At 59.4% G+C, this 20,701-nt stretch carries 19 protein-coding genes; 2 read left to right on the top strand and 17 right to left on the bottom strand.

Features of this window, described 5'->3' with window-relative positions; genetic code table 11:
* Positions 1 to 64: 64 nt before the first annotated feature.
* The 8 genes from BM321_RS28690 to BM321_RS28655 form a co-directional block, all read right to left on the bottom strand.
* Entirely contained in the window at positions 65 to 1,441 is a 1,377-nt protein-coding gene (locus BM321_RS28690; RefSeq protein WP_092446372.1) for an efflux transporter outer membrane subunit, read from the bottom strand.
* Entirely contained in the window at positions 1,438 to 4,533 is a 3,096-nt protein-coding gene (locus BM321_RS28685) for an efflux RND transporter permease subunit (protein WP_092446370.1), read from the bottom strand. Before BM321_RS28685 ends, BM321_RS28690 begins: the two co-directional genes overlap by 4 nt.
* Entirely contained in the window at positions 4,533 to 5,714 is a 1,182-nt protein-coding gene (locus tag BM321_RS28680) for an efflux RND transporter periplasmic adaptor subunit (protein WP_092446368.1), read from the bottom strand. Before BM321_RS28680 ends, BM321_RS28685 begins: the two co-directional genes overlap by 1 nt.
* A 22-nt stretch (positions 5,715 to 5,736) precedes the next feature.
* A complete protein-coding gene (locus BM321_RS28675) occupies positions 5,737 to 6,231 on the bottom strand; it encodes a DoxX family protein (RefSeq protein WP_092326598.1) in 495 nt (164 codons plus the stop codon).
* Positions 6,232 to 6,594: 363 nt separating this feature from the next.
* Positions 6,595 to 8,010 (bottom strand): ATP-binding protein, encoded by a 1,416-nt coding sequence (locus BM321_RS28670; protein ID WP_092446366.1) that lies wholly within the window; start codon positions 8,008 to 8,010, stop codon positions 6,595 to 6,597.
* Positions 8,007 to 8,726, bottom strand: a complete 720-nt coding sequence (locus tag BM321_RS28665; protein WP_092326601.1) for a response regulator — start codon at positions 8,724 to 8,726, stop codon at positions 8,007 to 8,009. The genes BM321_RS28670 and BM321_RS28665 overlap by 4 nt, the downstream gene beginning before the upstream one ends.
* 195 nt (positions 8,727 to 8,921) lie before the next feature.
* A complete protein-coding gene (locus tag BM321_RS28660) occupies positions 8,922 to 10,064 on the bottom strand; it encodes a DUF3500 domain-containing protein (RefSeq protein ID WP_092446364.1) in 1,143 nt (380 codons plus the stop codon).
* The gene (locus BM321_RS28655) at positions 10,061 to 10,378 is read right to left on the bottom strand and encodes a DUF3861 domain-containing protein (protein ID WP_092446362.1); all 318 of its coding nucleotides are present in this window, start codon (positions 10,376 to 10,378) and stop codon (positions 10,061 to 10,063) included. The genes BM321_RS28660 and BM321_RS28655 overlap by 4 nt, the downstream gene beginning before the upstream one ends.
* A gap of 167 nt (positions 10,379 to 10,545) precedes the next feature.
* Here BM321_RS28655 and BM321_RS28650 point away from each other — a divergent pair, with 167 nt between their 5' ends.
* Positions 10,546 to 11,454, top strand: coding sequence for a LysR family transcriptional regulator (locus BM321_RS28650; RefSeq protein ID WP_092326607.1), 909 nt, complete (start codon positions 10,546 to 10,548; stop codon positions 11,452 to 11,454).
* Positions 11,455 to 11,470: 16 nt separating this feature from the next.
* Here BM321_RS28650 and BM321_RS28645 read toward each other — a convergent pair whose 3' ends face one another.
* The 9 genes from BM321_RS28645 to BM321_RS28605 form a co-directional block, all read right to left on the bottom strand.
* Positions 11,471 to 12,661 (bottom strand): XdhC family protein, encoded by a 1,191-nt coding sequence (locus BM321_RS28645; protein ID WP_092446360.1) that lies wholly within the window; start codon positions 12,659 to 12,661, stop codon positions 11,471 to 11,473.
* Positions 12,662 to 12,682: 21 nt separating this feature from the next.
* Positions 12,683 to 14,815, bottom strand: coding sequence for a xanthine dehydrogenase family protein molybdopterin-binding subunit (locus BM321_RS28640; RefSeq protein WP_092446358.1), 2,133 nt, complete (start codon positions 14,813 to 14,815; stop codon positions 12,683 to 12,685).
* Between the two features lie 49 nt (positions 14,816 to 14,864).
* The gene (locus tag BM321_RS28635) at positions 14,865 to 15,320 is read right to left on the bottom strand and encodes a (2Fe-2S)-binding protein (RefSeq protein WP_092326612.1); all 456 of its coding nucleotides are present in this window, start codon (positions 15,318 to 15,320) and stop codon (positions 14,865 to 14,867) included.
* A gap of 147 nt (positions 15,321 to 15,467) precedes the next feature.
* Entirely contained in the window at positions 15,468 to 15,716 is a 249-nt protein-coding gene (locus BM321_RS28630) for a hypothetical protein (protein WP_092446356.1), read from the bottom strand.
* 215 nt (positions 15,717 to 15,931) lie between these two features.
* Positions 15,932 to 17,596, bottom strand: a complete 1,665-nt coding sequence (locus tag BM321_RS28625; protein ID WP_371856654.1) for a sigma-54 interaction domain-containing protein — start codon at positions 17,594 to 17,596, stop codon at positions 15,932 to 15,934.
* Positions 17,597 to 17,649: 53 nt separating this feature from the next.
* A complete protein-coding gene (locus tag BM321_RS28620; RefSeq protein WP_139230566.1) occupies positions 17,650 to 17,898 on the bottom strand; it encodes a three component ABC system middle component in 249 nt (82 codons plus the stop codon).
* Positions 17,899 to 18,090: 192 nt separating this feature from the next.
* Entirely contained in the window at positions 18,091 to 19,002 is a 912-nt protein-coding gene (locus BM321_RS28615) for a helix-turn-helix transcriptional regulator (protein WP_092446352.1), read from the bottom strand.
* Positions 19,003 to 19,093: 91 nt separating this feature from the next.
* Positions 19,094 to 19,885, bottom strand: a complete 792-nt coding sequence (locus BM321_RS28610; protein ID WP_092446350.1) for an SDR family NAD(P)-dependent oxidoreductase — start codon at positions 19,883 to 19,885, stop codon at positions 19,094 to 19,096.
* Positions 19,882 to 20,352, bottom strand: coding sequence for an APC family permease (locus BM321_RS28605; RefSeq protein WP_139230567.1), 471 nt, complete (start codon positions 20,350 to 20,352; stop codon positions 19,882 to 19,884). The genes BM321_RS28610 and BM321_RS28605 overlap by 4 nt, the downstream gene beginning before the upstream one ends.
* Positions 20,353 to 20,409: 57 nt before the next feature.
* Between BM321_RS28605 and BM321_RS28600 the strand changes: the two genes are divergently transcribed.
* Positions 20,410 to 20,701, top strand: a 292-nt coding sequence (locus BM321_RS28600; protein ID WP_139230479.1) for a transposase, incomplete at its 3' end; no start/stop codon positions are given.

Genomic DNA, 20,701 nt, shown 5'->3' with positions numbered 1-20,701 from the left:
AGGGCTGCTAACGGTATTCGGCGCGCTTGGAAACAAATATGCCGTGCCGTTGCTGCTGAAATCTCTATAGCGTTGCAACAGACGCCCCCGGTGGGGCGATACCCAAGGTGCGGTTGATCTCGACCCAGCGCAGCGCCACGTCCGCTCTGGCCTGTACCTGGCTGCGCTGCACCTCGAACAGGCTGCGTTCGGCATCCAGTACTTCCAGCATGGAAACCGTGCCGGCGGCATATTGCTGCTTGGCAAGGTCGACAGCGCGTACGGCAGCAGCCGTCGCCTGGTCGAGATTGCCCTGTCGCTCGATACCCTGGTTGTAAGCCTGGAACGCGGTGTGTACCTCTCGTAACGCCTGCAGCAGGCTCGACTTGTAGGCGAGTCTGGCCTGTTCGTGTCGGGCATCGCCGGCTTCGATGCGTGAGCTGATGCGGCCGAAGTCGAACAACGGCTGAAACAGTTGACTGCTCAGCGCCCAGGTCGAAGCGCCAGCGCCTTGCTCGAAACCGGACAGCAGCCCCAATGTCAGTTGCGGGTAACGCGCTGCCTTTTCCGCTGCCAGAAATTCACCGGCTGCCTGCAAGCGTTGCTCGGCTGCACGCACGTCCGGCCGCTCGCGCAGTACCTCCACAGGCACCGAGGACAACGAAAGGGCGGAGGGGGATGGTAGTACTGCCGCAGGATCCTCACCCGCCAGCAGCCGATCGACCACGGGCTGCTCACTGGCCAGCAGGTAAGCGAGGTTGTAACGAGCGGTCTGCGCCTGTTGCCGAGCGACCGGTACCTCGGCCAGGGTGACAGCCACTTGGGACTCGATGCGCTCCAGATCCAGACGGTTGCTGGTGCCCTGTTCCAGGCGAGCCCGGGTGACATCCGCGGTCTGTTTCTGTGCGGCACTGGCCTCGCTGGCAATCTGTTCCACTCGCCGCGCCAGACGATATTGCAAGTAATTGTTGGCCACCTCGGCCATCAGGCTGATCCGCAGGCTCAGGTAGTCCTGTTGCGTGGCCTTCAACTGCGCATCGGCTTCATTACGCAGGGCCTTGAGACGACCAAACAGATCCACCTCCCAATTCAGGTCCAGGCCGTAGAAGTAGTCCTCATTGGTGCCGTTCAGTGCTGTGCGCGAGCGATCGTAATTCGCCGCCAGGCCAATGTCAGGATACCGTTGGGCCGCAGCCAGGCGCCGCTGAGCCCGGACCTCCCGTACTCGTTCCACGGCGCTGGCCAGATCCAGGTTGTTGCGTAACGCCGACTCCATGAGGCCATTGAGTGCAGGATCGTTGAAACCTTCCCACCAGCGCGGCGCCTGAGTGGCAAGAGAGGGCGCGAGGTCTTGGCCATGCGCCTGGTTACCTGTCGTCGGGGAGCCCTCCTGCACGAGGCTGCTGCACCCTGCCAGCGCGGACAACAGGGTCAAGGTCATGAGCGAGGTTCGGTTCATCATGCGCGGTGCTCCAGGCCGGCAACCGGCTGACCTTTGCGTCGGTGGAACAGATTGTCGAGTACCAGGAACACCACCGGTGTGGTGAGCAGCGTCAACACCTGGCTGAGCATCAGGCCACCGACGATTGCAACCCCGAGCGGCTCGCGCAGCTCGGCGCCGGTACCGAAGGCCATCATCAGGGGCACGGCACCCAGCAGGGCTGCCAGGGTTGTCATGAGAATCGGCCGCAAGCGCGCCAGGCATGCTTGATGGATGGCGTCTCGGGCGGACAGGTTGCGTTCACGCTGGGCGTGGATGGCGAAATCAATCAGCAGGATGCCGTTTTTCTTGACGATGCCGATCAACAGGATCAGGCCGATCAGGGCCATGATCGAAAAGTCCAACTGCCATGCCCACAGCAATAGGATGGCGCCGATCCCTGCCGACGGCAGGGTCGAAAGAATAGTCAGTGGATGCACCAGGCTTTCATAGAGAACGCCAAGGATGATGTAGACCGCCACCAGCGCGGCCAGAATCAGAAACGGTTGGCTGGCCAGGGACGACTGGAACGCCTGGGCCGCCCCCTGAAAGGTACCGCTCACCGAGGTTGGCGTGCCGATGTCCCGTTCTATGGACTGCAATGCGCTCACCGCCTGGCCCAGGGCAACGCCGGGAGCGAGATTGAAAGACAGGTTGGCCGCCGGCAGCATGCCGTTGTGGTTGATGACCACCGGACCACTTGCCGGCGGCTCGATCCGGGCAAATGTCAGGAGCGGTACCATCTGGCCGGTCTGCGGTGAACGCAGGTGGAAGTAGCTAAGGCTTTCGGCATTGCCACGCTGTGCCGTACTCAGTTCGAGCACCACCTGGTACTGGTTGACCTCGGTCTGGTACTCGCTGATCTGCCGTTGCCCGAAGGCATCGTAAAGCGCATTGTCCAGGTCCTGGGCGGTGAAGCCATAACGTGCAGCCTCATCACGATCTAGGGTGATGCGGGTGATGTTGGCATCCAGTTGCAGGTCATGTGAGACATCGCGAAACAGCGGGTTGGCCCGCAGGCGATCGGCCAGCGCGGTGGCCCAGGTCGCCAGTTCGGCACTGCTCTGCGCGCGCAATACATATTGATACTGGGCCCGGGGCTGGCCAGCACTGAGGTTGATGTCCTGCACGGCGCGCAGAAACACCTGGATCCCGGGAACCTGTGCCAGTTGTGGACGTAACCGATCAATGACCTGGCTGACCGTCGCGTCACGCTCCCCGGGATCGTTCAATACCAGCCAGACCCGGCCATTGCCGATCGAGTCCGTAGTGCTGCCGCCGATGGCGTGGTTATAGCTGATGACCGCCGGATCCTTGCTGAAGATCGCTTCCAGTTGTTTGTGCTTTTCGACCATCTCATCGTAGGAGATATCGGCAGATGCCTGGGTGAAGCCCTGGATAAAGGCTGTGTCCTGCAGAGGGAAGAAGCCTTTTGGGATCATGATAAAACTGGCCACGCTGAGCGCCACACTGGTGAAAAACACGCCGAGCATGATGCGCTGGTGCCCAAGCGCCCAACTCAAGGCGCGATCGTAGAACTTGAGCAAGCTGGCGAAGAAACCTTTGTCGGACTCGCCGTGATGATTGGGGGCTTTCATGAACAGAGAGGCCAGGGTAGGGGCCAGAGTCAGGCAGACCAGGACTGAAATCACGATGGCAGCAGTGGCGGTCAAGGCGAATTCGCGGAACAACCGTCCAATCACGCCGCCCATGAAGAGCAGGGGGGTAAAGGCGGCGATCAGCGACACGCTGATGGACACCACGGTGAAGCCGATTTCACTGATGCCCTTGAGCGCCGCAGTACGCTTGTTCTCGCCCAGTTCCAAGTGACGGTGGATGTTTTCGATCACCACGATGGCGTCGTCGACGATGAAACCGACTGCAATCACGATGGCTACCAGCGTCAAGTTGTTCAGACTGAACCCGGCCAGGTACATCACCGCGCACGTCGACACCAGAGAGACACCAAGCACGGTGGTGACGATTAATGTGGCCGACCACTGCCGCAGGAACAGCGCCATCACCCCTATGACCAAGACGATCGCAATGCCCAGCGTCAATTCCACTTCATGCAAGGAGGAGCGAATGGTACGGGTGCGGTCGTTCAGCACTTCGACCGTCATGTCCGCCGGCAAGGATGCCTTGAGGCGGGGAAGGGCTTGCAGGATGCGATCCGCGGTGGCAACGATATTGGCTCCCGGCTGACGCCGGATCACCAGGGCCACGCCGGATTCGCCATTGGGCCAGCTTTGCGTGTAGTCGTCCTCCGACCCGAGCGTAACCCGAGCCAGGTCGCGCACCCGCACGGCCGATCCATTGCGATAAGTGACAATGACATCGTCATATTCCCGGGGCTCGAACAGTTGATCATTGACCTCCAGGTTGGAAACCCGGTGTCCACCGAACAGGGCGCCCTTGGGCAGGTTGACGCTGGCCCTCTGCACCGCCGAGCGGATGTCCGCCAGTGTGACCCCCGCCGCGGCGAGGACTTCCGGGCGGGCCTGGATACGGATCGCCGGACGACGTTCGCCCACCACGTTGATCAGGCCCACCCCTTCGAGTTGACTGAGCTGACGCGAGAGCACGGTATCGGCCAGGTCGCTGACCTCGATCAGCGACAGGTTGGCCGAATAGGCGCTGAGGATCAGGATCGGACTGTCAGCTGGATTGACCTTGCGCCACACCGGCAAGCTCGGCATGTCGCTGGGCAAACGCGCCGACGCCGTATTGATCGCCGCCTGGACTTCCTGGGCGGCGGCGTCGATGCTTTTATCCAGCGTGAACTGCAGCGTCAGGGTCAGCATGCTCAACGAGCTAGCCGAGGTCATCTCGGTAATACCGGGGATCGAGCTCAGTTCAACTTCCAACGGCGTCGCCACTGAGGAGGCCATCGTCTCGGCACTGGCACCCGGCAGTGTTGCAGTGATCTGGATCGTCGGAAAATCAACTTCCGGCAGTGGTGCAATGGACAGACGCGGATAGGCAATCACGCCGAGCAACACCAAGGCGAAGCTCAACAGGATGGTGCCGATGGGATGATCCATGCACCAGGTGTAGACATTGCGGCTGGCCATTACAAGACACCTCCACTGGCGACAGTGGAATGAACCGCATCGTCAGGCTCGAGTATGTGCACCTCGGTTCCGGGGCGCAGCCGCGAGTAGCCGTCGTCGACGATCCGGTCACCCGCTGCGATGCCCTCGACCACTGCGATCTCCGCGTTTGCATAGGTGACCCGCACCGGTTGTGGGGATGCCTTGCCGTCCCGGACGCGCCAGACAAAGGTGGATTGTGCACCTTGGCGCAAGGCGCGCTGTGGCACCGCCAATGCTTTGTGCAAGGTCGCTGCCTGAAGGTTGACCACCACCGATTGGTCCGGCCACAGACGCCCCTGTGTGTTGGCGAAATCGCCTTTGATCCGTACCGTCCCTGTGGCGTCGGAAACCCGGTTGTCGATCAGGCCCAGGCGACCCTCGCCCAGGAGCGCACCACCGTCGCCCGAATAAGCGCGCAGGATCACCGGTGCTTGTCCCGAGCCAGCAACCAGTGCCTGCAACTGGGGCAGGAGTGCCTGGGGAAGGGCAGCCTCGATACTGATCGGGTCCAGTTGCACCACGGAGAACAATGCCTGCGCGTCACTCGCCCGGACGTAGCTGCCTTGATGGAAGTTACGGATACCGACCCGCCCATCGGTAGGGGACAGAATCCGCGTGTAAGACAGTTGCACCTGGTTGGCGGAGACAGTCGCCTGTTGACTCTGCACCGTTGCTTGCAGTTGGGCGACAAGTGCCTGCTGCTGGTCGAGGGTCTGTGCGGAAACCGCTTGGGTCGTGGCCAGGGCCCGATAGCGCTTGAGGTCAACGGATGCCGAAGCCAGCTGGGCCTGGGCCACGGCCAGTTGGGCCTTGGCTTGCTCCAGGGCGGCGACTATGGCGCGATCATCAATCCGAGCCAGAAGATCGCCACGCTTGACCCGCTGCCCCTCTTTGACAGGCAACTCTAGCAATATACCGTCGACCTGCGAGCGGATTTCCACGCTGTGCAGGGAACGTACGTTGCCGATCGCGTGAATCAACACCGGGACGTCTTGATGTTGTACCTCGATCGCACTGACCGGTACGGACGGCGGGGTCGTGGTCACGGCTGCCGCGGACTGCCCCGGCCACAACCAGTAAGTCCAGCCACCCAGGGTCAACAGGCTGCCGAGTGTCAGAGACACACTGAAAAAGGTCCTGGATATCTTGGATTGCGACATGACGGCAACTTCCCTAAAGGATTTAAAGTTCCCGCCCGAGCAGGCGGTCCAGTGAGTGACGGCCGGCGCCCCTGAAGGCGATGTAGATGAAGAGAAACGCCATCAGGACCGGGTACTCGATGCCGCGATCGATCCAGGGCCAGGTTGGACCAAGGATGTAGGCGATTGCCGCCATCTGCAGGGCCATGGCCACCGCAAGCACCCGGGTTGCCAGCCCCAGCGCCAGTAACAATCCGCCGAGCCCTTCAAGCCAGGCGACGAACAGGCCGAAGAGCTCGGGCGCGGGGAGATGCAAGATGTTTTCGATCAAGCGGATCGAACCCGCCATGGGGTCGGCCATGGAGCCGTGTGAGGTTCCCAACAGCTTGGGCAGGCCATGGGTCAGCATGACGATGCCCAGGCATAACCTCAGCAACGCGTAGGCGAGGGGTTCGCCCCATCGATAAAAAGGGCCCAGGGCCGGGATCAGCAGCTTCGGTTGCAGTTCTGCATCTGAGGAGTGAGGAGTCGATTTCATCTGAGGTGTCCTGGCATTGTTCAATGGGGGGCGGTGCAAGTGCGTCGAATCGCTGTTACAACGAAGCGCGCACCGACCCGGTATTGTGGGTCGCTGTTTGCCAGTGGATAAATCCGCATAAGCTGCCATTACTATTCATCTCGGATAAACAATCGCTGATGGGCAGACACACCTGTTCCAGAAGGCCTGCCGACAAGGTCGACAGCCAAGTGGCAAGTCCTGATTCAGAGCTTGCCCAGCGCTTGTATGCAGACTTTGTCGAGAGAAGGGCGCTTTGTCGCAAAATGTCGGGAAGGGAGCTCGGGTGACATTTTGCGCAAGCGCTGAGGCATTGCTCCGTGCTTCGAGCAACGAAGAAGGGGGTTAACGGGTCAGTGGAAGATTGATCAGGGCACGCATGCCCACATCCAGATTGTTCAAGCTGATATCACCTCCATGGTGACGCACTATGGCCCGGGCGATGGACAGGCCCAGGCCAATACCTCCCGTGTCGCGACTGCGGGAATCCTCCAGCCGGAAGAACGGGGCGAACACCTGTTCCCGGGCATGGTTTGGGATACCGGGCCCGTCGTCCTCGATGATGATGTCGATACCTTCCATGGCGTGGTGGATACTGACCCGAGCCTGTTCACCATACCTGACGGCATTTTCGATGAGGTTACGCATCGCTCTGCGCAGTGCGTCGGGTCGGCAGCGGTAGATGATCTTCGGACCGCCCATATAGCTGACCCGCATACCCAGCTCCGCCAGGTCATCACACAGGCTTTCAACCAGCGCCGAAACATCTACCGCACGGGTCGCCTCAACCGTCGCTTCTTCACGTGCATAGGCGATGGCAGCCTCGGTCATGCTGCGGATCTCTTCGATGGTCGCGAGCATTTTCTCCTGGACCTCGGGGTCGGTGACGAACTCCGCGCGCAAGCGCAGTGATGTGATCGGTGTGCGCAAATCGTGACCGATGGCCGCCAGCATCCGGGTCCGGTCGTCAACGAAGCGTTGGATACGTGCCTGCATGCGGTTAAAGGCTTCTACCGTTTGCCGGATATCATCGGGGCCCGACTCCGGCAGATACGGAACTGTTTCGCCGCGTCCCAACAGCTCGGCCGCCGCCGCCAGGTGTCGCATCGGACGGGTAATGCCCCGCGCGACCACAATCGCGATCAGGGAAAGTGCAAGTGCGGTGATCGCCAACGACAACAACGATTGCAGGGTCAGCGGTGAATTGCGTATCGATTTGGCATACACCGCATTCAGCCAGACGTCGTCGGCGAGCCGTACGGCCAGCCCCGATCCGTTCGCGGTCTCCAGGGGCAGGTACAGGGCAGGACGGGAAAGCGGCCAAGAGGTGGAGGGCAGTTGGCTCCAGACCGAGCCGGACTCGATCCCCTCGGAAGGCACTGCTGTCAGTTTTGTTAATGCCTCCTGTTCATCGGCATCCCCCGGCGGCGCCGTGCGGTTGGGTAATGGCTTGAGCAATTGCGCACGTGCGTCCTGCCACCAAGACGAGGCGTCTCTGGGGGCTTCGGTCGAGACCCAGAACCGGCTGTAGTTGGTCCCGCTGACATTCAGAATATCGCTGTGTAACGCCGACGGAGTGCTCTCCAGCAGGAGTGTCAATGAGGCGGTGCGGCTGAAGAATTCGCTTTTGATAGCGCTACGCAGTGCCTGCCCACGCTCATCCCAGGAGATCAGGAAACCCGCGCCTTGGGACAGCGCCAGGGCCAGCAATAACAACAGGATGAAACGCGCAGCGAGGCTGCGTTGCCAGATACCCATCATGCCCGCTCGATCTGGGCCGTGAAGCTGTAGCCTCCGCCCCAGTGTGTTTTGATCAAGGCCGGATTGCGCGGATCGACTTCGATTTTCTTGCGCAAACGGCTGACCTGGTTATCGATGCTTCGGTCAAAGTAGTCCGAGGTACGGCCAACAGTCAGATCCAGCAACTGGTCGCGACTGAGCACAATGCCCGAGTGATCGAGGAACACATTCAGCAGCCGAAATTCTGCGGTGCTTAAAGGAATGGCGACACCGTCGGCGCCGAGCAACTCCCGGCGGCCAACATTGAGCACCCAATGATCGAAGCGCAGCACCTTCGACTTGGAGATACCGCGCTGCGGAGGCAGGCTGTTGACCCTGCGCAGAACGGCTTTGATTCGTGCCAGCAACTCTCTAGGGTTGAAGGGCTTGGAGAGGTAATCGTCCGCGCCCAGTTCCAAACCGATGATTCGGTCCAGCTCTTCGGTCATCGCGGTGAGGAAGATGATCGGGATGTCGGTGCTGCTACGCAGTTGGCGGCAGACGGTCAACCCGTCTTCTCCAGGCATCATGACGTCGAGAATAATCAGGTCCGGTGAACTGCGTTCCATCAACCTTCGCAGCGCCGCCGAACTTTCAGCCATGCTGATCCGGTAACCATGTTGCCCGAGGTACTTGCCGACCAGATCGCGGATATCGCGATGGTCGTCGACAACAATGATGTGGGGGGACGACTCCATCGGAAACTCCATGTGCCATAAACCGTTCAGACCGGATATGCGCAGATTTTTGAGTATTTCGCGCACCTGGGAAAGTCCCCGGACCGGCAGGTTTCCAACTATTTCTTATCAATCTGTGCCCGTTGAGCCGTATGTGATATTTCGCGACAAACGGCTAGGCAACGGGCATCGACTGCCCTTGGAAAGTGACCTCTTTCAGTGCGGATGCTGCTCCAGGTGCTGGCGCAACAGGCTCTGGCCGTAGTCGTTGCCATTGGGTGTGCGCACCACCGCATGTACATGCTGATGATCGGTGAATGTGCCGTGGATCTCGTCGAACTCGATGAGAATCACAGGGCTGAAAATCCGATAGTAGATTCGACCATCATCGCGCTCCCGGGCGACGAACCATGTGTCGTCGAGATGCGCCCGGACCTCATCCATGGCAATGTCCGCGTGGCCTTCACGCAAATTGCCGACAAAGTTTTCGATCAAGGTGGCCAGCGCCTGGCGCTGGCTGCCCTGCAACTCATTGCCGCGTATGCCTTCTTGTGGAACCTTGGCATTGTCGTTGCCGGCTCCCGAGATGAACGACTGCCAACCGCGCAGGCGGGCCTTCTTGGTCTGCTCCGGGTTCAGCGAGGCGAGAAAGTCCATGGCCCCGCTACGTTCAACCTGTAGCACGGACAACCCCTGGTAACGTGGCGGTAGTTCCGCGTCAGGCGGACTGTACATGGGCTCTGAGCCCCAGAAAGTCGGACTCATCACCACTTGATCGCCGAGAATGAAGTAGTTGATGACTAGATGGTGTCCTTCGAACTGAAACCCCCAGGGTTCGTTATCCGAAGGACGGCCGAACAGCGCCAAGTAATACTCGTCCTCGTTGAAACTGCGGGTGTCGCCGGTGATGACGCCCAGCACATGGTTCAACTTGATGATGTCCTCGCTGAGTTTCAATCCCTTGGCGCTAAGCGACTGGCGCAGCAACTCAAAGACATCGGCGCGGCTGGTCACAGACAGATCCCCCAGGCGTAGGCCAAGGCGCTCATTGGAGCGGTGGAAGTTGCTCCATACCCGCCATTGTTCACTGTCCACCGCAAAGCTCGCCTGCTGTCTCTGTGTCGCGCTCAAGCCATCCAGCAGATGGGTGGTGGCCTCGGCGATCGCTTGCGTACTGACGCCTGTGGATTTGCGTTTGTGCAGCGACGGATCCACGCGTTCGTCGTAAGCGATACCCCTGTAGGGTTCGATCGCCGAAGAGACCGGGCTGGCCAGGAACAAAAAGGCTGTGACGGGGGAAAGTATCGTTCCGCCCAGCCGACGTAGATGCCTGCCTTGTTCCGCTAGAAAACGCTTCATGGCTGCGTCGCTCCAGACGTCGGACCAACCGCTGACACTCGCTGCTTGAGCTTGCGAATGAACGTGCGCATGGCCGGGTCGATATCCGCGAACAGTGGATCGTAACGGTTTGCCACCATCACCGCGCTGAACAGTTTCACCCCGATCGCCAGCGCGGCGGTCGAGGCAGGTGCATAGCTCAGACCAGCCTGGACCAGCTCAACGATATGCAACAGGTCGTCATGGTTGACGAATTCGAACTGCAGGGCAGGGGGAGCACCCTCGCTCTGCTCATCCAATGACTGGATACTGATTTGATAATGGTTGGCCTTCATCACTGCCTCTCACAAGACGGATTCGAAATGACATATGCGCCGCCATGGCACGCCTCGGACGAAACCACCGAAGCCACGAAAGTAATTCTGATTGCTTCCAGGGGATGGATAAATGCGGAATAACTGGTAAGACTATTTATCCCTTACCAACAATAGGGCGCTCCACGGTGGACAAATTCGACGCCTTGCAACTCTTCATCCGTATCATCGAGCAGGGCAGCTTCACCCGTGCCGCCAATGCCCTGAACATCCCACGAGCCACTGCTACCCTGGCTATCAAGGAGCTGGAACGACAGCTCGGTGCACGCCTGCTCGAGCGTACGACGCGGCAGGTTCGGCCAACGCTGGACGGCCAGGCATTCTATGAGCGTTGCAAGCGTATTCTTGGGGATCTGGAAGATGCCGAGTCTTCGCTCAGCACGGTACTGGCAAATCCACGTGGCACGTTGCGCCTGGATCTGCACGGCTCGCATGCGACCCAGATCATCTTGCCGAACATCCAAGACTTCCATCGGCGCTATCCCGAAATCAACCTGGCGATCAGTAGTGGTGATCGGCTGGTGGACTTGGTGAGCGAAGGCGTCGATTGCGTGGTACGTGCGGGTAACCCTCGCGACTCTTCACTGGTCGCCAAGCGCTTGGCGTTGATGCCGGAGGTCGTTTGTGCCAGTCCCGGCTATCTGGCGGAGCACGGCACACCGACATCCCCCGAGCAGCTAGGCGAACATCAGGCAGTGGGTTTTTTTGCCAGCAATCACGACATTCGTTATCCCTTCAGTTTTCTCATCGACGGCCAGGTGGTCGATCAGGAGCTGGGCAGCTGGATATCGGTGAATGATGCTGAGTGCTACAGGAGCTGCGCGCTCAGCGGTTGTGGCCTGATCCAGGTTCCGCGGTTTCGCGTGGAGCAGTACCTGGCAACAGGGCAATTGGTGGAGGTCCTGGGCAACTGGCCCAGCGCCGGATTGCCGGTCTCGGTACTGTATCCCTATCATCGCCAGCTTTCCCCCAGGCTGAAGGTTTTTGTCGAGTGGGTGAGCGGGTTATATGCCCAGCGCTTCGGGCCCTTGACCTGAGAAGAGCAGGGCCTGTTTATCGCTGGTCCGTCAGGTGCTCCGAGGCAGGTGTCAGCGCCTGATAGATAGCGGCTTCGGCTGGATGGATCGGGGTGCCGCGATGCTTCAACTGACCGCCTTGTCGATGGTTCAGCACCGCGGTGATCTCCGCGAGGATCGCCATGGCCACGGTTTCGGGCGAATCCCCGCCAGTGTCCAGCCCCATCGGATAGTGAAGGCGGTCAAGTGCCGGAAGTTCTGCTGGCCGTCGGTTGAGGTCATCCAACAGACGTTCGGTCCGCTCCCGCGGCCCGAGCTGGCCGATATAGGCTGCGGCCGATGTCAGGGCCATGTTCAGCCATTGTCGATCCTGCACATAGCTGTGAGTCATCACTACCACCGCCGCGCCTTGCAGTGACCCGATCTGCCTGGTGACGGTGGCCTGATCTGCGACTATCACCTGGTCGGCCAAGGGAAAACGCTCCGTGCGGGCGAAATGGGCTCGGCCGTCGACCACTGTCACATGCCAGTCCAGTAGCTTGGCCATTTGTACCAGGGGTTGGGCGTCATGACCGGCACCAAATATTACCAGCCGGGTGGGGGGCGGCAGGTATTCGAGGAAAACCTCGGTCGCTCCGTGTTGATCGGCATAGAACCTCCACCCGGATTTACGCAGTGACAGGACGTCGGCCAAGTCGCTGCATACATTCGCCTGCAGTCGCGGACTCCTGAACCCACCAATGTACTGCCCGGAGGGATTCAGAATGATCCGCTCTCCGACTCGCACCAAGGCATTGCGATAACTCGAAATGACGGTCGCCATAGCTGCCGGTGAATGGCTCTGTCTGACGCAGTGCAGCAAGTCGACCACCGCCGATGGTTTGCCAGCGACGAGGCGTTCGAGCATCACATGAACAGTCCCGTTGCAACCCAACCCGAAGGTCAGCGAGCGGTCCGGGTCATCTTCAGTGTCGTCGGCATTGGTACTGTAGCGACGTACCACGGGTGCTCCTGCTTCAGTGAACCACCAGGCCTTCTTGGCCAATTCAGCTTCCAGGCAACCACCACTGACGGTGCCGACCGTCCCACCGAACAGAGGAATCAGCATCCGCGCACCGGGACGTCGATACGCAGAACCTTCGACCTTGACCACACTGGCCAGTACCGAGTCATCACCATTGCGTTCGGCAGTGATGATCGCTTCCAGCAAGTCGCTCATACCTGACATATGCACCTTCCAGATTCTGCCTTATGCACGGCTTGAGAGGCGTAACGGCAACTCGCGCAAGCGCTGGCCCGTCAGGGCGAACAGCGCGTTGGCCACCGCCGGTGCCACTGGGGGCGTCGCAGGTTCGCCCACTCCGCCGGGGCTCTCGGTGCTGGGGAGGACATGCACCTCGATCTGCGGCATCTCATTCATGCGCAGTACCCGATAATCGTGGAAGTTGGACTGCTGGACGCGTCCCTCCTTGATACTTATCTGCCCGAACAGCGCCGCGCTCAGTCCGAAGACGATAGCGCCTTCCATCTGCGCCTTGATGTTGTCCGGGTTGACCGGGATTCCGCAGTCGATCGCACAGACCACACGGTGGACACGGATCTCGTCATGCTCAATGGATATCTCCACCGCCTGAGCGCAGAAACTTCCGAAGGACTGATGCACGGCAATACCCTGGCCTCGACCAGCCGCTGCTTTACGTCCCCAGCCAAAGCGCTCGGCGGCGAGGTTCAGCACCCCCAGGTGACGGGGTTCAGTCTTGAGCAGCAGACGTCGATAAGCCAATGGATCCTGGCCGGCTGCGTGCGCCAGTTCATCAACCGCGCTTTCCATGACAAACGCATTATGGCTGTGTCCAACCGAGCGCCAGTACCACACGGGAACGTTGGAGCGGGGCGAGTGCGCTTCGACTCGATAGGCAGGGGTGTGCTTGATGTAGGGCGAGTCGCTCATACCTTCGATCGATGTCGGGTGAATGCCCTCGGCATCGGGGAAGATCGACTGTCCGGCACTGGTCTGCGACCAAGACAGCGGTCGGCCGTCACGACCCAGGCCAACCCTGAGACGTTGCGCGAAGGCTGCGCGGTAATAGCCGCCCTGCATATCGCTTTCGCGGCTCCAGAGCGTTTTCACCGGTACTCCCGCGGCCTTGGCGACCTGCACGGCCTCCGCCACGAAATCCTGCACGGCGCGTCTGCCGAAGCCACCGCCCAGGAAGGTGGTGTGGATGCGTATCTGTTCCGGGGCCAGGCCGGTGATTTTTGCGGCAGTTCGTTGATTGAAGGTTTGCATCTGGCTACCCACCCAGATGTCGCAGCTATCGGCACCGAGCCTCACCGTGCAGTTCAACGGCTCCATGGCGGCGTGTGCGAGGTAGGGCACGAAATACTGCATCTCGACCACTTTATGCGCGGCCTCTCGGGCTTTCTCGACGTCACCGTTCTGTGTCGCGACCAGTCCGGGGGTATGGGTCAGCTTGACGAAATCCTCGCGTTGCCGATCGCTGTCGAGGATGACGGCACCGCTCGCAGCTTCCCATTCCACCTGCAGCACATCGCAACCCCTCTTGGCCGCCCAGTAGTGATCAGCGATCACCGCGATACCGCTGGGGACCTGAACCACGTTTCGCACCCCGGGAAGTGCCCGGGCCTGGGTCGCATCGAATGCACGCACAGTGCCGCCTAACATCGGCGCATGTGCTACCACCGCGCACAGCAAGCCGTCGAGTTGAACGTCGATGCCGTACTGCGCACGTCCGCTGATTTTCTCTGGCGAGTCCAGACGCAAGGCGCCTTTGCCGATCAGCGTCCAGGCACCCGGTTCTTTCAAGGTGAGGGTGGCTGGGTCGGGTGCCGGGAGGAGGGCGGCCTGTTCGGCCAACTCGCCATAACGCAGACGGGTATTACCGGTGATGACCACACCATTTTCGGTACGCAATGTACTGGGCGCTTGCCCAAGGCGAATGGCCGCTGCCTGGATCAGCAGGGTACGGGCCATTGCACCGGCCCGACGGTAACGTTCGAACTCTTCGCGAATGCTGGATGAACCAACGGTGGCCTGAACCCCTCGTTGAGGGCTGGCGTACGCCGCAGCCGCTGGCGCGTGTTCGACCTTGAGTCGACTCCAATCGGCATCCAGCTCTTCGGCGATGAGCATCGTCAGTGTGGTCCAGACTCCCTGGCCCATTTCAGAGTGAGCCAGCAGGATGGTAATGCTGTCGTCCGGCGCGATCCGCAGAAAGGCATTGGGCGCGAATTCGGAGTCTGTGGTCTGAGCCATCAGGCGTTTGGCACCGGGAACCGAGAAGCCGACGATCAGCCCACTGCCGAGCACCGCACTAGACTTGAGAAAACCGCGACGAGAGGGGACAAGAACGGGGTTCATCAGAGAACTCCTTGGCTGGAATAGGGCCGATGGAAGAGAGGGCAGAGCGTCAGGTCTTGCTTAACTCGGCAGCGCGATGAATTGCGTTGCGAATACGCTGGTAAGTACCGCAACGGCATATATTCCCGGCCATGGCCTGATCGATATCGGCATCGGTGGGGGTAGGGTTGCTTGCTAACAACGCTGCGGCGCTCATGATTTGCCCAGACTGGCAGTAACCGCACTGGACTACATCAAGTTCGGCCCAGGCACGCTGTACCGGATGGCTGACATCTGCTGATAGACCTTCGATCGTGGTGATCTTTTTGCCAGTCACGGCTCCGACCGGCATGACACAACTGCGCTGCGGCGAACCGTCGATATGCACGGTGCAGGCGCCACATTGGGCCATCCCGCAGCCGAACTTGGTGCCGGTCATGTGCATGAGATCACGCAGTACCCACAACAGCGGCATGTCGGCGGGCGCATCCACGTCTAATTCCTGTCCATTGACCTGTAGCTTCATCGTTAACTCCTGTTTGCGACCGCAAAGATCCGCCATGGTTAACGGATGGCCGCAATGCTGTAGGGGGCATAGGGATTGAGACGAAGCTTACAAGTCGGGTGCTCCGATCATAAAGACAGGAGAATTGAATGGTCTGTGCAGGGGGGGCTAACAATCAGGCGGGACATGATGGTGCCCGCGGTTGAGGTGTACAGCATTGATGAGGCTTTTGCAGACCTGACGGGCATTGACTAAATCCGGCAACGCGCGATCATGCAAATGCGCCAGGGCGAGCCAGTGTTGATGGCCGCACTCTTTCAACAACCAGTTTTCCGACAACCCGGTGAAGGCCAGGTCGGGCATCGAAGCCAGGTAGGTTTCTGTGCGGGAAGCGATGAGCGTGGTGGCTGTTGGCATGGCAGGTATCCGTCGTTTCGCTGCGCAGGGCGGCTGACGGCTACCCAATTGCGAATGACGTTCCACTTTGTTGGTTATTTCATATCATCCTGATTAATAACGGTATTTTTGATTTGTTGGACGTTTTGCTCTGAGTCGGCCCGCTACGTAACTTCGTAGGAATACGACATTTCGTAGCGGGTTTTACGAAGTTGCGTTGCGACCGGGCCCACGCTTTATTCCAGCTTGATCTCCAGCCGTTTGAACCGCGACGCCAATGTCGTCGGTTTCAGTCCCAGCAATTGCGCTGCGCCGCCCTTGCCGAACAACTTGCCATCCGCCGCCTTCAATGCGGCCTGCATGTTGCTGCGTTCAAGTTCGCGAATCTGCGCATCAGTCATGATCGCAACTTCGGAGGAGGGTTGCTGTGGTGCAGGCAGGCTGGTTTTGGGCTCGTCCGGCAGGTCCAGGTTCAGGTCGGCGCCAATCGAGGTGATCAACGCGCGCTCGATAACGTTTTGAAGTTCGCGAATATTCCCCGGCCACGAATAGCGTTGCAGGCGTTCGATATCGCTGTTGCGCAGGCGCCGGCCGGGCATGTTCAGGCGTTTGCCAGTCTGCTTGAGGAAGTGCGCGGCCAGGGCGCCGATGTCCATCAGGCGATCGCGCAACGCCGGGGACTGGATCGGGAACACGTTGAGGCGAAAATACAGGTCTTCACGAAAGTGCTTGGCCGCTACTTCCTGGCGCAGGTCGCGGTTGGTCGCGGCGACGATCCGCACATCGACCTTGCGCGTGCGCTCTTCGCCGACCCGTTCGAATTGCCCCTCCTGCAACACACGCAGCAGTTTGCTTTGCAGCTCAAGTGGGATTTCGCCGATTTCATCGAGAAAGAGCGTGCCGCCATCCGCAAGCTCGAAGCGGCCGACCCGATCACGCACGGCGCCGGTAAAGGCGCCGCGGATGTGGCCGAAGAATTCGCTCTCGAACAGTTCTGCGGGGATCGCCGCACAGTTGACCCGGATCAGCGGGTGGCCGTTACGGCGGCTGGCTTGGTGAATCGCGCGGGCGATCAGTTCCTTGCCTGTGCCCGATTCACCGTTGATCAACACGCTGGCATCGGTGGGCGCGACCACGTCGATCTGCCGGATGATTTTCTTGATCGGTTCGCTCTGGCCGACGATCTCGCGGTAGTTGTGCTCGATGTGAATCTCTTCCTGCAGATAGGCGTTTTGCTCTTCCAGCCGATCCTTGAGCACCTTGAGTTCTTCGAGGGCGCTTTGCAGCTGGTTTTCTGTGCTGCGCCGCTCGGTGATGTCGCGGAACACCACCACGGCGCCAACGATACGGCCATCGGAGATCACCGGGGTGCTGGTGAACTCCACCGGGAACGAACTGCCGTCGCGGCGCCAGAAAACCTCCTGACGACCTTCGTGGATCACACCGTCGTGCACCGCTTTGTAGATGGGGCACTGTTCCACCGGGTAATGGCTGCCATCGGCATGGGTGTGGTGGTGAATGCGGTGGATATTCTTACCGATCATGTCCTGGGTTTCCCAGCCCAGCATGCGCGCGCAGGCTGGATTGACGAAGGTGGCCAGGCCTTCGCTGTCGATGCTGTAGATGCCGTCGCCCACGGAGCTGAGCAGCAACTGGTTATCGCGCTCGTTTTCCTGGAACAGGTTGAGGATATTGCGCCACTCGATCAGCCCGCCGCGCATGGTGCGTTCGGTGTCCGCCTGGTCGCGCTGGTACTTCTGCAGGCTGAGTTCGCGCATTACCAGAATCAGCTGCTGCTCGCCCTTGACCTGCAAGGTGGTGGCGGAGATTTCCAGCTCGATGCGTTCGCCGCTCTTGCAGTTGCAGCTGAGCTCGTCGCTCCAGCCGCGACCCTTGTCCATCACCGCCTGAGTGAAGACGATCAAGTCTGCCAGTTGATGACCGAAGAGTTTGCTCACCGGCAGTTCAAGAAGCTCCCTAACATCCTGTAAATCGTAACGATATGCTCTGTTCCGAATACGGCAGCAAGGCGCTCAGCCGCTTTCATGAGCTTTGGGTTCGCGTTTTCCGCTCTATTTTCGGCCTGCAATGTCACGCCCATGTGCTGGTTAAAGCTGAAGCTTCCATCAGCGGCCAGCATCAACAGACAGTCGTTGGTGAAGGGTATGCAAGGCCTTGATTTGAGTTGATTCTGATAATTCAAGGCAAATCCCGGTTTTCAGGTACAGGTGGCATCAATGATCCATCTATGACATGACCTATCGTTTAACATAATATACATTATGTGTAGCCAATGATCAGATCAGGTGGCGCCCTGTGCAGGCTTTTTCCGCTGTGCTACCCGCTGTCAGCCACGGCTCAAAACGTCCATGCGCGACAGCGACACTCAACTTCGTCAATTGGCAAAAGCTTCCTGGAACACCAGCACGTTACCCACATTGGCAAACGGGACATTTGAGGTATGGCTAAGGACAAAATTCACGAACAGATGAAACAGCTCGGATTGGCTGGAAATGCCGAGCTTGAAATACAGGTGCTTGCGGTGGTTTTTTACCGTGCCTTCCGCGATACCAAGGTGCAGTGAAATAGAAAGGCTGGAGTGTCCACGCAGGATCATGCTGACGATCAATTGTTCGCGGGGGGTTAGCTGATCAGCGGCGAATCGCGAAAAAGCGTTGTTCAAGTGTTCTTTCAAGGCCGATGCATTGTCGTCGTGATGAGCGCAAACACCTTGATAGTGGCGTTGCAGCAATACATCGACCATCGCACGGCAACCCTGTAAACCTTCGAACTGCAAAGCGGAAAACGTCGGAGAAGCGTTCTGTCGCATCAGTGAATAAGCAAGGTGACCGATGCCCGGCAATGCGGAGATGAAGACAATTTCTTCCGCCAATGTACCCGACTGCATGGAAATACAAGGATGCACATCGGGGGAATTGAAGTAGTCACCCTCGAAGAAAGCATCAGGGGCCAATTCGCTCATGCGATAAAGTCCGCTCGCCTGGCCATGAGCGCAGGCGGTGTAAACCGGGTCCAGCAAATACGTACCGTTAAGATAGCTGTGCATCGCTCCCGGTTCACAAATACCTTGCAGATTGTTGTGCAGTAACACGGGTGAGCCGTCCACTGGGTAAAACAGCACGCAGCTTTGGTCAAAATTCACAACGGCCCACAAAGCCTCATCCAACTGTCGGGCAAAGCCATCACACTGCAGCAATGCGACCAAGCCGGGCGTCGCGCAGTGCCATGCCTCAAGGACGGGCGCGGCATCCATGCCACTTCTGCCATCCGGAACTGAAATTGCCATGCCATCCCCTTGTCTTTATCCAGTGCGCCCACTTGTGAGCGCACCCTTAACCCAGCGATAAAGAGCAAGCATATTTCCTGCCACGATTGATTTAAACCGCTGAGAAACCGTTGTCCACAAACAGCTGCGCGCCACTTACAAACGAAGCATCGTCGCTGGCCAAGAACAACGCGGCCCGTGCGACCTCCTCCGGCTCGCAAAGCCGCCCTTGCTGCAACTTGATCGCTGCTTCACTGGCATCCACGCCCATCAGTTGCAAGTCACGCAGTTCCCGCTCGCCGTGAGGGGTACGGATAAAACCCGGGGCGACTGCGTTGCAGCGAATACCACGATCACGAAACTCGACGGCAATGGCTCGCGCGAACATCTGGCATGCGCCCTTGCTGGCGTTGTATACGACCTCCCCTGGGGTTGCATACTGCGCGGAGATCGACGAAGTGCACACGATACTGCCCTTGCCCTTGGCAAGCATCTGTGGAAGCACTGCCTGCGTGACCAGGTACATGCTCTTGACATTCACGGCCATGAGCCAGTCCCACTCATGCTCCTGCACGTCCAGAAAAGGTTTCACGATCAAGGTGCCGGCGTGGTTGAACAGCACGTCTGCCGGACCGAATTCGGCCAGCCCTCGGGCGATAGCCTCACGAACCTGAACGGCTTGCGAGACATCGGCGCCCAGCCCCAATGCTTGACCGCCTTCGGCAATGATCTGCGACGCCAGGTTGACGGCGGCCTCCCCATTCAAGTCGATAATGATCACCTTGGCCCCTTCCACCGCGAACAACCGGCTTGCTGCCGCGCCGCATCCACCGGCGCCGCCGGTGATAATGGCCACTTTTCCGGCCAGACGGCCCTTGTCTTGGGATCGTTCAACACCAGTCATTGCGGATTTCCTTCACGACCGCCACTTACGGCGAATGCTTCTTCAGGTGACAACACCAGGCGATGACGACGATAGAAAGCAAAGTAGGCAATCCCGATCAGGTACCAGCAGGCAGCAGCGAGGGCCGCCCATTTATAGAGGGGATCGAGAAACTGATAGATCAGTGTCGCGGTTGCAATGATGATCACCGCGACGGCTCCGAATATTCCGTAAGGGCTGCGATAAGGCCGATGCAAATTAGCGAAGGAGCGCCTCAAGCGAATGTAAGCGACGCTTTGCAAGATGTAGGAAATCATTCCGGCGAACACGATCATGCTCACCAGAATTCCGCCCATGAGTGCGTTGTTATCCTTGCCGAAAGTAAACCAGCAGAGCATCAGGATACCCAGTGCAGCCAGCGCGCCGGTAGCCAGTGCAATATTCGGCGTATTGCGGGTCGGATGCGTAACCGATAGCCCGGTTGGCAAGTAACGGGAGTGTCAGAAATTTTGTGTTCGGGCATAACATGAGTAAGAGGTGCATGTATGCCAACCAAAAAGAAACCCCTGCGTGACCTGCCCAAAATCCCCAAAGAGCTGCTTGAGCAGTTTGGTGAGGGGCTGATGACAGCGGAAGCCATCGAGGACGCCTCGGCAGCGTTCAAGAAGGCCCTGATTGAACGAGCCTTGACCGCTGAACTCGGCCACCACTTGGGCTATCCCCCGGGCGCGCAGCGCCCGGAGGATGAAACTAATCAGCGCAATGGCAAGAGTGGAAAAACCGTTTTGACCGGAGATGGTCCGCTGCGGCTGGATATCCCACGCGACCGGGATGGCA

Origin of the sequence: Pseudomonas sp. NFIX10 (assembly GCF_900111955.1) — a bacterium.
In the GTDB taxonomy this organism is placed as follows: domain Bacteria; phylum Pseudomonadota; class Gammaproteobacteria; order Pseudomonadales; family Pseudomonadaceae; genus Aquipseudomonas; species Aquipseudomonas fluorescens_AA.
The sequence above is the reverse complement of the archived record's forward strand: the minus strand, read 5'-3'. Positions and strand labels throughout refer to the sequence as shown.